9 protein-coding genes are annotated in these 13,229 nt (G+C 58.8%); 6 read left to right on the forward strand and 3 right to left on the reverse strand.

The window, feature by feature from the left end; translation table 11 throughout:
• Positions 1 to 1,001 precede the first annotated feature (1,001 nt).
• Positions 1,002 to 1,829, forward strand: coding sequence for a hypothetical protein (locus tag IPM54_13365; GenBank protein MBK9260794.1), 828 nt, complete (start codon positions 1,002 to 1,004; stop codon positions 1,827 to 1,829).
• Between the two features lie 1,140 nt (positions 1,830 to 2,969).
• The gene (locus tag IPM54_13370; GenBank protein ID MBK9260795.1) at positions 2,970 to 3,914 is read left to right on the forward strand and encodes a hypothetical protein; all 945 of its coding nucleotides are present in this window, start codon (positions 2,970 to 2,972) and stop codon (positions 3,912 to 3,914) included.
• Positions 3,915 to 4,263: 349 nt separating this feature from the next.
• On the opposite strand, the gene IPM54_13375 is transcribed toward IPM54_13370, so the two are convergent.
• Together IPM54_13375 and IPM54_13380 are read right to left on the reverse strand one after the other, a co-directional pair.
• Positions 4,264 to 5,247: a tyrosine-type recombinase/integrase gene (locus IPM54_13375; protein MBK9260796.1), complete on the reverse strand. Its 984-nt coding sequence runs from the start codon at positions 5,245 to 5,247 to the stop codon at positions 4,264 to 4,266.
• A 743-nt stretch (positions 5,248 to 5,990) separates the two neighbouring features.
• Positions 5,991 to 6,602 carry a ribbon-helix-helix protein, CopG family gene (locus IPM54_13380; protein MBK9260797.1) on the reverse strand — a complete coding sequence of 204 codons (612 nt, stop codon included), beginning with the start codon at positions 6,600 to 6,602 and terminating at the stop codon, positions 5,991 to 5,993.
• 594 nt (positions 6,603 to 7,196) lie between these two features.
• Here IPM54_13380 and IPM54_13385 point away from each other — a divergent pair.
• From IPM54_13385 to IPM54_13395, 3 genes are all read left to right on the forward strand, one after another.
• Positions 7,197 to 7,418, forward strand: coding sequence for a hypothetical protein (locus IPM54_13385; protein MBK9260798.1), 222 nt, complete (start codon positions 7,197 to 7,199; stop codon positions 7,416 to 7,418).
• Positions 7,419 to 7,665: 247 nt separating this feature from the next.
• Positions 7,666 to 7,911 carry a hypothetical protein gene (locus tag IPM54_13390; protein MBK9260799.1) on the forward strand — a complete coding sequence of 82 codons (246 nt, stop codon included), beginning with the start codon at positions 7,666 to 7,668 and terminating at the stop codon, positions 7,909 to 7,911.
• 878 nt (positions 7,912 to 8,789) lie between these two features.
• Positions 8,790 to 9,842, forward strand: coding sequence for a sigma-70 family RNA polymerase sigma factor (locus IPM54_13395; GenBank protein ID MBK9260800.1), 1,053 nt, complete (start codon positions 8,790 to 8,792; stop codon positions 9,840 to 9,842).
• A gap of 478 nt (positions 9,843 to 10,320) precedes the next feature.
• On the opposite strand, the gene IPM54_13400 is transcribed toward IPM54_13395, so the two are convergent.
• Entirely contained in the window at positions 10,321 to 10,527 is a 207-nt protein-coding gene (locus IPM54_13400) for a hypothetical protein (GenBank protein ID MBK9260801.1), read from the reverse strand.
• 1,143 nt (positions 10,528 to 11,670) lie between these two features.
• On the opposite strand from IPM54_13400, the gene IPM54_13405 reads away from it, so the two are divergent.
• Positions 11,671 to 12,582, forward strand: a complete 912-nt coding sequence (locus tag IPM54_13405; GenBank protein ID MBK9260802.1) for a hypothetical protein — start codon at positions 11,671 to 11,673, stop codon at positions 12,580 to 12,582.
• Positions 12,583 to 13,229 lie beyond the last annotated feature (647 nt).

Below are 13,229 nucleotides of genomic sequence, written 5' to 3' on the forward strand. Positions count from 1 at the left end.
AAAGCAGAGCCAGCACCTTGCGTGTCCAATCCATCGAGCCCCGAACCTGCCCCGCCGGCGCGTACCAGGCCAAACGACGTGATCCCTCCGTTCAAGCCTGGTCAATGGGTGCCTGGAATTGGTGGAACCGTGATTTACGGTGCAGTTTCGCCTTATCCCGCAGGAGGTCTCATATTGTCTTCATACTGGAAAGTGCACCCCTTCGTTTCCGTTGGATTTGATCTCCAAGCGGTCACGTCCCCGCGCGGTATCGAAGGTTATGCAATTCGTGGCGCTAACTTCGCGATATTGCCCGCTCTATGCGCTACGCGGGAAAGGTTCACAGGTTGTTTGATCGGCCATGGCGGGATCATGTGGCACTCGTCGCTTACACCGCAAGTGTCGATTGTGCGTCCTGCCGCAGGCGTTGGTTTGAGCCTTGGTTTAAGATTGCATCGGTTTGAAGCTTTCGATCTACGCACGGCATTCAATGCACTACTTTTATATGATAAATACCCAATCAGGCTGGGCAGTGTGAGCACAACTCTTTGGACCGGTCCACCATTCCTGACCGGATTGAGTGTTACGGCTGTTTTTGGCGCTCGTCTGTAGGGTTTTACGGCGTTGACTCGGGTTTGTCTGATGATACGATGATCACCATGCTTCGAACTACGGCGTCGTTGCTTGCTCTTTGCGCGCTTGTCCTGGCAACATTTACAGGGCTCGAAGGGTGTGGTTCGGAGCCGTGGGACATCCCGTGCGGTCCTGATGCTCCTTGCTACGGAATTGGGGAAAAGTGCTGGGATTCAGAGTGTTTGCCCCCGTGCAATACAACTGCCGATTGTCCTACGAAAGATAACGACGGGAATTCGGTCTCGCTGGTGTGCATTGAAGGCACTTGCTACCGCACCCATAACGCTCCGGATGCTGGCACAAGCGACGCGGGCGATGCAGGCGACGCGGGCAAGTCATCCGCCATTTGCGGCGAACCATGCTCCCCGTTTCCGGATGAATGGTCCGCCATGCAAGCCCTTTGGGTTGGCCCCATCGAGTCCGCTCCGTTTTACGGGTACTTCAACGACGAGGGGGGCACCCTTCCGCGGTTCATCGGGCGAGCTGATCTCGTCGCAGATCCTGCCGAGTGCGACGTGTGCTCGTGCGGTGAATCAACCGGCAAGTGCACCGACCTTCCATCGAGCATCGAAGTACGCGCGGCGATATGCGGACAAGCGGGCTCTAGCCTGCCGTTCGATGGTCCGGAAAATTGGGACGGGTCGTGCACGAACGTCAACGCGATTCCAGCGGGCCAGAAGTGCCCCGCGGGAAGCTCGACACTGTGCGCGCAGTCGGTCGCAGTCGCGCCGCTCGGTGCGCCCGTCGATGAAAGTTGCACGCCGTTTACCGAATCGCTCGCCGTAGCGAAGGCGTATCTGTCGGGCCCTCGATGGAAGACCGCGGCGATCGGTTATGACGTGCCAGGATGCGACGAGCGCGCGTCGTGCATGCCGTCGATCGACCTCCCTAGCGGCTTCCGAAGCTGCATCTACCGACAAGGCGAGCATGAGTGCCCCGCGACATGGAACGGCGATCGCCGCGTCGTGTACGAAGTGACCGCGGACAAACCTGGCTTCATCGACGAGCGCGACTGCTCGCCGTGCGCATGCGGCGCGCCCGTTGGGAGCGCATGCACAGCGCAGTTCCGCGTGTTCGAAGATACGCAGTGTTCAGAGCTCATTTCGGACACCCCGATCGCTTCGTTGGGCGAGCAGTGTTCCGAACGTTCTTCCTCCTGGAAAGGCGATCGGCAGCAAAGAAATCTCGTCGCTCGCGTACCTCCCGGGCTTATGTGAACCGCTCGGAGGAAAGCCGATCGGCGCGGTAAAACCTGACCCCGATCAAGCTGTCACGTTCTGCTGTCCTGCACAGGATGCGTAGCGCTTGCGGGCTTGTGACATAGGGGCTTGCGTCGCAAGCGGGACACTCCCGCAAGCGCAAGCGCTTAGGCTAAGCAGCGCCGACAAGTTCCTTGCGTATGCGCAGCGCATACGCGTGACTGACTACGGACAGTAAAACCCACAATTACCCCGTGATTTCGTGGGTTTTTCGCGCTCATCCAACTTGTCGCGCGTAACAACGCGCGATCCCCCCTTGATCAAAACACTGAAACGGTGTTTCCCTGGTCATGCGTTCGGTTCGGACTGGTTCCGGACCAAACGAGATCCCCCAACTTGTGGGCCTTTTAGACCCACAAAATGCCAAACGCGTCGTCCGGGTCCGACTGCCAATCTGCCCCGAAACGACGCGCGTGAGCGGCGAAAATGAACGTAACACAACCCGTAGCGGGTCGATCCCGCAACGTGGACGCGGCGCACGATTTTTTCCTTCCGCGAGAAGACTCCAGCCTTCCACGGGATGACATCCGCTCCCACGCTGCGAGCACATCGAGCGCGCTTCCCTGGAAACCCGCGATTTTCGGGCGCATCCGTGCGGCCCTTCGAGGACCGCGGCATCACGTGATGGAGGCGCTCGTTCGACTGTCCGGCCCGGACGCTCGATGTTGGGTCGCCATGGCCACCTTGGCCAACGAGGCCCGTGTTGACGTGAAGACCGCACGCAAGCACGTCCATGCGCTCGTGAAGGCCGGAGGATTCCTTCGCACCGATGCCATGACGTGGGCGCAACTGTGCGCGGAACGTCGCGCCGCGGGTCGGCCCGTACCGCGAACGGACAACGACCGGAACGCGCCTTACCTTTTCACGGTTTTAGACGGTGTAGGCCGTCGAGCATCGGAGATGCCCGAAGCGGAGCGCCGTCAACGGTTCGCGGCGCGCTGGGGACGTCCTCCGCGACGTGCACAAGGGGACCGACGACGCGTCAGCTCAGAGCCTAAAACAAGGGATTTGGTGAGGCATGAGGGCTACCAAATTTGGGAGGCCCGAGGGCTACCAAATTTGGTAGCCGACTCTCCTCTTGATCCTTTGGATCAAGAAATGAGTGTCCATGCCCCGCCAGCGGGGGCAAGTGAAGAACCGCACACTTTTTTTGTCCTTCCTTCGAAGGGGGATGAGGCTCCTTGGCTTGTAGCTTGGCAAGCCATTCTCGACGCCTACGCCGTGCACTATCGCCGCGTATATCAGGCATCGCCAACGACACCGCGACGACTGAAACCCGATGATCCACGGGAAGCGGGCGCATATTTGGCCGAAAAAGCGGGAGGACTGGCCGACAGCCTGAACGTGTCGGAACAAGAAGCGGTTCGCGTGTTGGCGGATCGAGCGCTTGCGATTTGGCTTGATCGCAAGGGTTCCAATGGCTTTTTGGAGCGGGAGAGCCATCCGCTTTGGGCGTTGTGCCAAGAGCTACAAGCACGCGTAAATGAGGCTTTCAGCGCTCTTGTGCGCGAACACAAGGCCAAGATCGCGCCGAAGCAAGCGGAGCAAATGCCGGTAAAACGAGCCGAAACCACTGCGGACTGGTTGGAGCGCGTGAAAGCAGCACGAGAAGCAAACCAGTTCGTTCAGCGGGTTTGCGCGAGTCCAGGGCAGGCCATTTCAAGGCCGAGCGTGCAACCGGTGCCCGAAAAACCGGCGGATGTATCTCGATCGGAGATACGCAGCGACGAGCTCGTCGAGAGGCCCGTCGAGAGGCCCGTCGAGAAGCTCGTCGAGAGGCCCGTCGAGAAGCTCGTCGAGAAGCTCGTCGAGAAGCTCGTCGAGAGGCCCGTCGAGAAGCTCGTCGAGAGGCCCGAGCGCCCCAAAGTTCCCCCGCCCCCTCTTCCACGGCGAAACGAAGCGCTACCAGCGATCCCGCGTCCGGAATCCGTACGAAGTGGTCCACGTTGGGGAGAGGTTCGGACCAGGCCCGCGAGGGAGCGATGGGCGATGGACTCGACAGTGCACGAAGCGGAACCCGACGAGCCGGTTCCGCTCGAGTAGGTGTGGTTCTGGGAAATCCTGGGCTTTTCTGGGAAGTTTCTGGACCAGTTCTAGGAGCTTTCTAGGGGCGTTCTAGGAGCACTCTAGGCAAGTTCTACGGCAAGCCGCACGGCAAGTGCCGCGGCAAGTCCACGGCAAGCTCGCGGCAAGTTACGGCAAGCTGCGGCAAGCAGACCGGGAGGGGCTACGGGAAGAGCCGCACGTGAACCGTGGAAAGCAGGCTTACGGCCTACTTGGGCGCAAACCATTGGGGAGACGAGTGGATGACCAATGGATTTGAGTGGTTTTCCTGGTCCCCAGGGGGGGCATAGCTCGCGACATATTCGGGGGGTATGGGGGGCGGGTGTTGTTACCGCGCGAGCACTCCGCGGAGCGGATCGCGGTCGAACATGGTCCCCGCGCGGATGTATCGGCGGAGCATCCCGTCACTGTTGTGCCGTGTGACGCGCGAGATCTCCGCCATGTGCGCCCCAACGCTTGCCGCGGTCGTCGCGAACCCTGCGCGCAGAGAGTGCCCCGCGAGGGTGTGCGGATTGAGCCCTACCCGTTTGGCAGCACGCTTGACCACTTCGGCCACGTGACGTGAGGCGAGAGCATCGAGCCCCACGCGCCCCCAACGCGAGACGGAGCGGAAGATCGGCCCGTCGATGATGCGCGCAGCATCGAGCCACGCGCGCAACCCTGCGACGGGGCAAAGGGGACCTGGGGCGGCATGGATCGGCACTTCTACGCCGCGTCCTTCTTGATCGCCTTTCGAACGTGCGACGAGCACGACGATCCCACGAGCGTGCCACGCGACGTGCGCGACATGGAGCGCGACGAGCTCGGAGCGTCGCAAGGCCGCGCCAAATCCAATGAGCAACAAAGCGCGGTCACGCAGGCCAGAAAGATCGGGCGGTAGCGCGTCGATCATCTCGTGAAGCTCATACGCACCAAGCGCGGCTTTGCCTTGCGGTCGCGTCCCACGACGAGCACGGATGCCCGCGCGCACGTCACGCACGACAGGATCGTTTGTGGGCAAAGGAAGTCGTGCGGCTCGATGACGATCGACGATCGCGGCAAGCGTGATGTCCATCGTTGACGTTCCAAGTCCTTCCTTGTCGAGATGCGCGAGGTACGCCGCGACGACGAGCGGCGATGCTGGTAGCGCGCACGCACCGTGCTCGTGTGCGTACGCGTTCCACTGCTCCCACGCGCGAGCGTACGAGCGGCGCGTATTGTCCGCGCGCGCGTGCTGCGCGTGCTCCGCGGCGCGTAGCACGTCGTCTGCCAGGCCGGGCGAGAGGTCCAACGTTGCGGGTTTGTCGACGGCAAGAAGTGCACTCGATGCCATGCCGTTTCGTTACACGAAACGAGATGAGAAGACTTCGATTCGGCGCCCCTGTATTCCGGCGCGGAATACAAGTCTCGATTTCAAACCACGTACGAGCGAAATGCACTTGAAAACAGGTCAAATCGAGTGTCGCGAACAGGTACAAAAACGGTCCTGCAGAACCGCTCGTGAGGTCCAGAAGGGTCTACTTTTGGGCCCCCATGTGTTCGTGTGCAGGTTCATCGAGAAGCACTTGCAAGCGCGAACAAACACTTGCAAGCGCTTCGAATGCCCCCAGCTCTTGACTGCGTTCTGAGGTGGCATCACAGGTTTGTTCTGCTGCTCGTGCCGCTCAGCTTCCTTTCAAAGGAAAGGAATGCCCGGAGGTAGACGAGATGGACGAGTGGCTTTTGTTGTTGAAGGTTTTCGCGGCGCAGATTGTTGTCGCGTTGCTCTTGCGCATCATCGGGCGCAGCGATCGACCGCCTGCTTTGCCTGACGCTCTTCGACGCCCGAAACAAATCAGACGCATCCGTTTCGTTTCACGAAACGCACACGATGCGAGCGCGTTCTTTTGTCGAAAGAACATCGACGCTCGTAAGTACTCCAAAGCGTCAATCTCGCCCGTAAACAAGCCTAAATCGAGTGCCGCGATGGAGCACGGACACGGTGTTTTCGTACGCTCGATGGACCGCGCAAGCACTCGTTTCGGTACGGATGCGTCACGTTTTGCGACGGACAGTCACGACCGCACGTGAGCACTGCTAACGCGTGCTCGTGTCGGTCCATCGAGCGTACGAAAACACCGTGTCCCGAGGTCCACGCGGGCAAATCGCAGCGTCTTCTGGCTTCAAAAACTCGCTACCAGCATCAGGACGAAGCTCGATCAATCCGTTCCTGTTCAGTGTGAGAAGTGCCTCGTGCACCGTCTCCATTGACGCATCCGGCAAGAGAGCACGCACAACTTCTGGCACTCGAATGAGCAGCGCGTCCCTTCGAAGGTTCAGCTCAGCCAGTAGCTCGCGCATGATGGATTTTGGTCGTGTCTCTTGCGATGGCTCACCACTCGATGGACTCGAGTCCATCACGCGTGGCGTTACCGTGATCTTTGGGTGTCGCGGGCGATCTTTTGTCGGCTCAACAGGGGAAGCGGCGCTCGATCTGCGTGCGCCTCTTGTGCTCGTGTGTGGTGTGCGTGCGGAGTTTGTCCGTGGAGACGTCGGGCCGCCTTCCGCAAGCCACGCGCGCAGCAACGCGGAGCGGTCACGGTGTCCTTGCTCCGCGACGAGGTGATCAAGTCGGTCCACCTCGTCTTGCGTGAGTCGGAAACCAACATGCATCATCGATGCGACTTCAGCGCGTGCGGGTCGCCCCATGCGTTCCGTTTACCCGAGTCCATTGTTTCGTTCAACGAAACGCACCGTTTTATTTAATCAAGATGCGCATCGATGCAGAGAACGCGCAGAGTACGCGGTGAAATAATCTTTCACTCGTGTTTTCACGGACGAGAATGAGCGCGCAACATGTCCGCGAGGGGCGTTCTCTGCGCAGAGAACGTCTTTTTTGGGTCCGTGTGCACTAAAATAAAAGCCGAAGAGCCATCGAGCGTCATAGGGCGCCACTGCATGCCGCGATGGGTTGAGAATGGCGATGCGCTGAGGGGCTCCACTCAAATAATTGAATACGGAAAGATCGAGTCGTCGGGTTGTGGCGCGCTCGAAGGATCCTCCCGCATATTTTCTGACTAAAAAAAGAATTCGCCAGAAAAAACAAATGCTTACAGTCATCTAGCGAAGACAATCTCGATACTCGCGCATACGGATGACCGCCCGTAACCATAATGGACACCCGAGCATGGGTGGCTTTCGTTTTGGAGCAACGGAACAATCGTCACCGACTCGTGAGAATTCATCGATGCGGTTCTCTTTACGAGGGATTCACCATTCCATTGGATCCCGATTCGAGACATTATGAAACAGCAGAAGAACACTACGACCAAAAAGACCCGAAAACCTGGCCAATCGATCAAATGGTTGCGTCTTTTCAAACGCATCATCATGATTTTGGACTTGCTCGCCAACTTGCAAACGGTGGTTCATGGTGCGGAACCAAGTTCCGCCATCACGTTGCCTGAAGGCGATCAAAGCGAAATCTCGGTGGAGGATTCAATGTGCCGCAGCACTCCTGAGTGAGTGTTCCCGAGAATGGGACATCACTTCGATTGAAGTGGTGTCCCTTCTTTTCATCGACCGTTCCAACGTTTGGCAACGTATACCGCTTGGCAAAAATGCGGCTCGAAGGAAGTCTCGTTCGGCGACGCGACAGTTTCGTGTCGGTCCGTAGTTCGTGTCGCGGCACGATGAGAAAATCCGACTTTGGGGCGAGCTCCACTTGTTGAGCCAGATCGGGGACACATGCTGTCTTGTTGGAGGATTTTTCGTGATCAACGACGACCCGACGATGGAGCAATTAGCAGACGCGACCCCCTTGGCGCAAAAACTCCGAGGCGAACCTAATCCAATTTCGACCGATCCAGAGGGAGATGCATTGGCAGTGATCGCCGTGGGATGTTGCAGCGAGTTAGCTGCTTATTACGGTCGACCTGTCCAAGAATTGCGTCGCTCCGAGATCCTGGCTTGGATTAGAACGCAGCGACCAGAACTGGAGGAGACCTTGCAGATGTGAAGCATCCGAGAAGCTTTACTTAGCGAACCCGAGATCATGGTCTTGGGACACCAAGACACCGGGCTCGGCATGCGCCCGTCCAGAATAGCCAACGCGGTGATCTGGTGTTCCTGCCCCAGGTGTGCATCAGGCAGATTTACGCGTCCAAGGAGCCAACGCGGTGATCTGGTGTTCCTGCCCCAGGTGTGCATCAGGCACCGAACACCGGTGTTCGGCGCCTCGCGGGTGATGCGGGCCAGCTATATTTCGCGAGAAACGGCGCGTCCGCGCCAATCGGACGCGCCAATCGGACGCGCCCATATTGCTTTTCGACAACTACCGGGGTGAGGCTGTAGGGGCGTCTTCGTGAACGCCTACGACCGCTCGCAAACAGCGCGCTTCGTTCAACGTATAGGCGCCGCGAAGGCGTGAACGCCCACCCATGGCCCGTTCTAGGAGCGTAATATGCCCCCCTGGTTCATCATCGTTGTCGTCATTGTTCTGGTCGTTGGTGTGTTCTTGGGTCCGTTCTACGAGGCCCTTCGTGGTTGGCTCGGTCTTCAAGGTCAGCCGGTTCGTGCTCGTAGACTTTCGCCATCTGCCGCTCAGACAGCGCTTCCGCCACGACGCGCTCAGAAGGCTCGAAAGAGCCGGTAGCGGTCATGTGCACACGTGGCATCAGTGGTACAGAATACGCACGGAGAAGAAATCGACCGACCTTCGAAGAAAGGTTTCGGGAATCTTCGCCGCTCGCACCCTTAGAGGATGGGGGCCAGAACGTGCACCGTCTCCCTGTCCGAGACGGTCGATGGTGTATCGCGTCTCACGCGTGTCGAAAAATCGACACCGCTTGTGCGATTTTTCCTCGATGTTTGCCTTTTTGCCTGCCTGAAGGTGGTGTGACGCCTGAGCAAACTTCGCATCCATGTGCGCACCCTGCCTTCGAAGACCTTTACCAGGCGTATGGTGCCGAGTTGCGCAAGTGGCTCTACCGTATGCGATTATCGGCGCAAGACGCAGAAGACGCCGCGCAAGAGGTCTGGCTCGTCGTAGCTGCTCATCCCGAGCGAATTCCGACAAGTGCCACGGAAGCACAAAGGGAACTGCGGCGCATCGCTTGGACCATTGCGCGAACGATGGAACGTCGTGTGCTGCGAAATGCCGATCGACGCGACCGAACACAACCCGACGAGCTACAGGGAGGAATCTCCCACGTCGAGCAACTGGACAACCTCAGCGAGTTGATGGATGCGATTGATCAATTAGACGAGACAAATCGAGAGCTTTTCATTGCTTACAAGATCCTCGAATACTCACTCCCGGAAATTGCTGCAATGACCGGCCTCGGAGAGGACGCCATTTGGCTACGTGTTTGGAACGCTTGCGCGAAGATTCGAAAGACCCTTGCGCGGAACCAAAAACGTGACGAGCGGCGCGGCGTAATCATTGCCCCGGCCGAAATCGAAATCGCACCTGAGACGCGCGCGGCCATGTGCGCGCTCTGGTCCCTCGAAGGGCGCATGCCGAACTTTGGCGGTCCCAAAGATCCGCCACCCCCTCCCCCTCCCATTCCGTGGTTTGCGAACGCATCTCCCGTCGTAAAAGAAGCCGCACGAGGTGTTACTTTGAAGGTTTCACGAGCCATTCTGCTCGTTTTGCTGTTGCTGACGTCTGCGGGAATCGTGGCCCTTTACTTTTTCTGGAACCCCGCGCAACGCGACACCGCGCGCACTGGTCTGCGCGTTCCGCCGCTCCCCGACGTCAGCGAGATCAACGATGTCGTCGAATACGAGGAAAACACGAGCAACCCTGCGTCAAGCGCGCGAACATCTACGCGAAAAGCTCCTACGCCCAAAGCATCCACGTCCACCGAATCGCTGAACGAGGATGCCTTGCGTGCGCTCAAGCTCGATGGGTCGGGTCTTACTCGTTCGGGTTCAGGTTCCGAGTAAGGCCGGCCTTCATGCACAAGCCCGACTGCGGCGCGCGCTTGGGCAAGAGTCGTTGCGCCGCAGTCGGGCTCTGGGCTGAAACATAACGCTCGAAAGGCCCTCGCGGGCAAACTTCTCCTCGAGCTCGAGCACGGCACAGGGCAAATCTCCTGATAGGTGAAACCACGTGATATTTCGATGGCGCTTTTTCGATCGGTCATGGATACGATCGAGCATCGTGCCCCGTCGTTTCGTCGCGTGCTTGCTCGCTCTCGCCGCGCTCGTCGTGTCCGGCATCGTCCGCGCGGATGATGTCGCAACGGATGCCGCGTTTGCCGAGCTCGTCCGACAAGGTGACCTCGCACGTTTTGCGGGTCGTAACTCCGATGCGGTAATCGCATACAGTAAAGCGCTCAAAATACGCAATGATCCGCGCGTCGCTGGACGCCTTGGACTCGCCGCGCTCAAAGGTGGCGCTACCGCGAAGTCCATGCGCTACCTACTGCGCGCCATTCTCGATGGTGGCCAAGTACCACGGCCCGAGCTGGAACTGATTCAGTTTGCATTTAATAGCACGCGCCCCCTCGTGACTCGTGTCGATATCGACGTTTCGCACCTTGGTGCTGACGTATTCATCGATGGAGAGCCAGAACGTCTCGGAACGACCGCGGGCGAGTTTTACGTGTTTACCATGCCGGGGAAACACGAGGTACGCGCAACCCTCGTGGGGCACTCGGATGCAGTGGTTACGATTGACGCGCCGAAAGGTGGAACGGTAACCGTAAAGCTCGTGTTGACTCCGATTCCGGTAAACGAAACGGAAGTAGAGCCAGCGCCCGTCATAACGTGCGAACCGAAAGCAGAGCCAGCACCTTGCGCGTCCAATCCATCGAGCCCCGAACCTGCCCCGCCGACGCGTTCCGTGCCAAACCAAACGGCGGATGAGTCCATGCGTGGTCAATGGATGCCTGGTTTTGGGGCTACCGTGCTCTACGGTGCAGTTTCACCATATCCCGCGGGCGGGTTCGTCCTATCATCATATTGGAAAGCTGGATCCATATTCTCCGGTGGATTTAGTTTTCGTGTCGCTTTCTCACCACGCGGTATAGACGGATATGAGATACGGGGTGGAACGTTTGGCATATTGCCAGCGCTTTGTGCATCGCGAGAATGGTTTACGGGGTGCTTACTCGGACATGCCGGGGGGTTGTGGCACTCGACAAACTCGCCGTCTCCAAACTCGATCGTACGCCCTGCATTTGGTGGTGGCGCGAGTTTTGGAGCTAGGTTTGGTCAGCTTGGTCCGTTTAATCTGCACGCAACGCTTGACGGTGAATTGCTGCTTGATGATTACCCGATTAGATTTGTCCATTCTCAAAGAATTTGGTTGCTATGGACAGGTCCCCAATTTTTCAGTGGGTTGAGTCTAACGGCTGTTTGGGACACAAGCCATCGAAAAGGTTTTACGGCGCGTTGACCATGGTTTGTCTCTAGTGATATGGTGACCTCCATGCATCGAAGCGTCTTGTCGTTGCTTGCACTTGGTTCCGCTTTTTTTGCGTTAGGTACGTGGCTTCAAGGTTGCGGATCCGATCCGTGGACAATCGTTTGCGGTCCAGGAGCCCCTTGCCCGGATGGAGCCAATTGTTTTGAGGGAGGGTGCTTTCCGCCATGTAAAACGGATGTTGATTGCTATGACTCGGAATTCTGTTTTGAAGGGTTTTGTTATCCCGATGGTGCACAAGTAGATGCGGGCAAGACGAGCGATGCGGGCGATGCAGGCGACGCGGGCAAGTCATCCGCCATTTGCGGCGAACCATGCACCCCGATCCCGGATGAATGGTCCGCCATGCAAGCCGTTTGGGTTGGTCCGATCGAATCGGCTCCGTTTTACGGGTACTTCCACGACGAGCGGGGCACCCTTCCGCGGTTCATCGGAAGGGCCGATCTCGTCGCTGATCCTGCCGAGTGCGACGTGTGCTCGTGTGGGGAATCAACCGGCAAGTGCACCGAGCTTCCATCATCGATCGAAGTACGCGCGGCGATATGCGGGCAAGCGGGCTCTAGCTTGCCGTTCGATGGTCCGGAAAATTGGGATGGCTCGTGCACGAACGTCAACGCGATTCCAGCGGGCCAGAAGTGCCCCGCGGGAAGCTCGACACTGTGCGCGCAGTCGGTCGCAGTCGCGCCGCTCGGTGCGCCCGTCGATGAAAGTTGCACGCCGTTTACCGAATCGCTCGCCGTAGCGAAGGCGTATCTGTCGGGCCCTCGATGGAAGACCGCGGCGATCGGTTATGACGTGCCAGGATGCGACGAGCGCGCGTCGTGCATGCCGTCGATCGACCTCCCTAGCGGCTTCCGAAGCTGCATCTACCGACAAGGCGAGCATGAGTGCCCCGCGACATGGAACGGCGATCGCCGCGTCGTGTACGAAGTGACCGCGGACAAACCTGGCTTCATCGACGAGCGCGACTGCTCGCCGTGCGCATGCGGCGCGCCCGTTGGGAGCGCATGCACAGCGCAGTTCCGCGTGTTCGAAGATACGCAGTGTTCGAAGCTCATTTCGGACACTCCGATCGCTTCGTTGGGCGAGCAGTGTTCGAACGTTCTTCCTCCTGGAAAGGCGATCGGCAGCAAAGAGATCTCGTCGCTCGCGTACCTCCCGGGCTTATGTGAACCGCTCGGAGGAAAGCCGATCGGCGCGGTAAAACCTGACCCCGATCAAGCTGTCACGTTCTGCTGTCCTGCACAGGATGCGTAGCGCTTGCGGGCTTGTGACATAGGGGCTTGCGTCGCAAGCGGGACACTCCCGCAAGCGCAAGCGCTTAAGCTAAGCAGCGCCGACAAGTTCCTTGCGTATGCGCAGCGCATACGCGTGACTGACTACGGACAGTAAAACCCACAATTACCCCGTGATTTCGTGGGTTTTTCGCGCTCATTCAACTTATGCGCGTAACAACGCGCGATCCCCTATGATCAAAACACTGAAACGGTGTTTCCCTGGTCATGCGTTCGGTTCGGACTGGTTCCGGACCAAACGAGATCCCCCAACTTGTGGGCCTTTTAGACCCACAAAATGCCAAACGCGTCGTCCGGGTCCGACTGCCAATCTGCCCCGAAACGACGCGCGTGAGCGGCGAAAATGAACGTAACACAACCCGTAGCGGGTCGATCCCGCAACGTGGACGCGGCGCACGATTTTTTCCTTCCGCGAGAAGACTCCAGCCTTCCACGGGATGACATCCCACTCCCACGGTGCGGACACATCGAGCGCACTTCCCCTGGAAACCCGCGATTTTTCAGGCGCATCCGTGCGGCCCTTCGAGGACCCCGGCATCACGTGATGGGGCGCTCGTTCGACTGTCCAGCCCGGACGCTCGATGTTGGAGTCGCCATGGCCACCTTGGC

This window comes from Polyangiaceae bacterium (genome assembly GCA_016715885.1).
Lineage (GTDB): Bacteria > Myxococcota_A > Polyangia > Polyangiales > Polyangiaceae > Polyangium.

Coding starts and splice junctions, on each gene's coding strand:
- IPM54_13365 (MBK9260794.1), top strand. CDS start 1,002: ATGCAAGCCCTTTGGGTTGGCCCCATCGAGTCCGCTCCGTTTTACGGG.
- IPM54_13370 (MBK9260795.1), top strand. CDS start 2,970: ATGAGTGTCCATGCCCCGCCAGCGGGGGCAAGTGAAGAACCGCACACT.
- IPM54_13375 (MBK9260796.1), bottom strand. CDS start 5,247: ATGGCATCGAGTGCACTTCTTGCCGTCGACAAACCCGCAACGTTGGAC.
- IPM54_13380 (MBK9260797.1), bottom strand. CDS start 6,602: ATGGGGCGACCCGCACGCGCTGAAGTCGCATCGATGATGCATGTTGGT.
- IPM54_13385 (MBK9260798.1), top strand. CDS start 7,197: ATGAAACAGCAGAAGAACACTACGACCAAAAAGACCCGAAAACCTGGC.
- IPM54_13405 (MBK9260802.1), top strand. CDS start 11,671: ATGCAAGCCGTTTGGGTTGGTCCGATCGAATCGGCTCCGTTTTACGGG.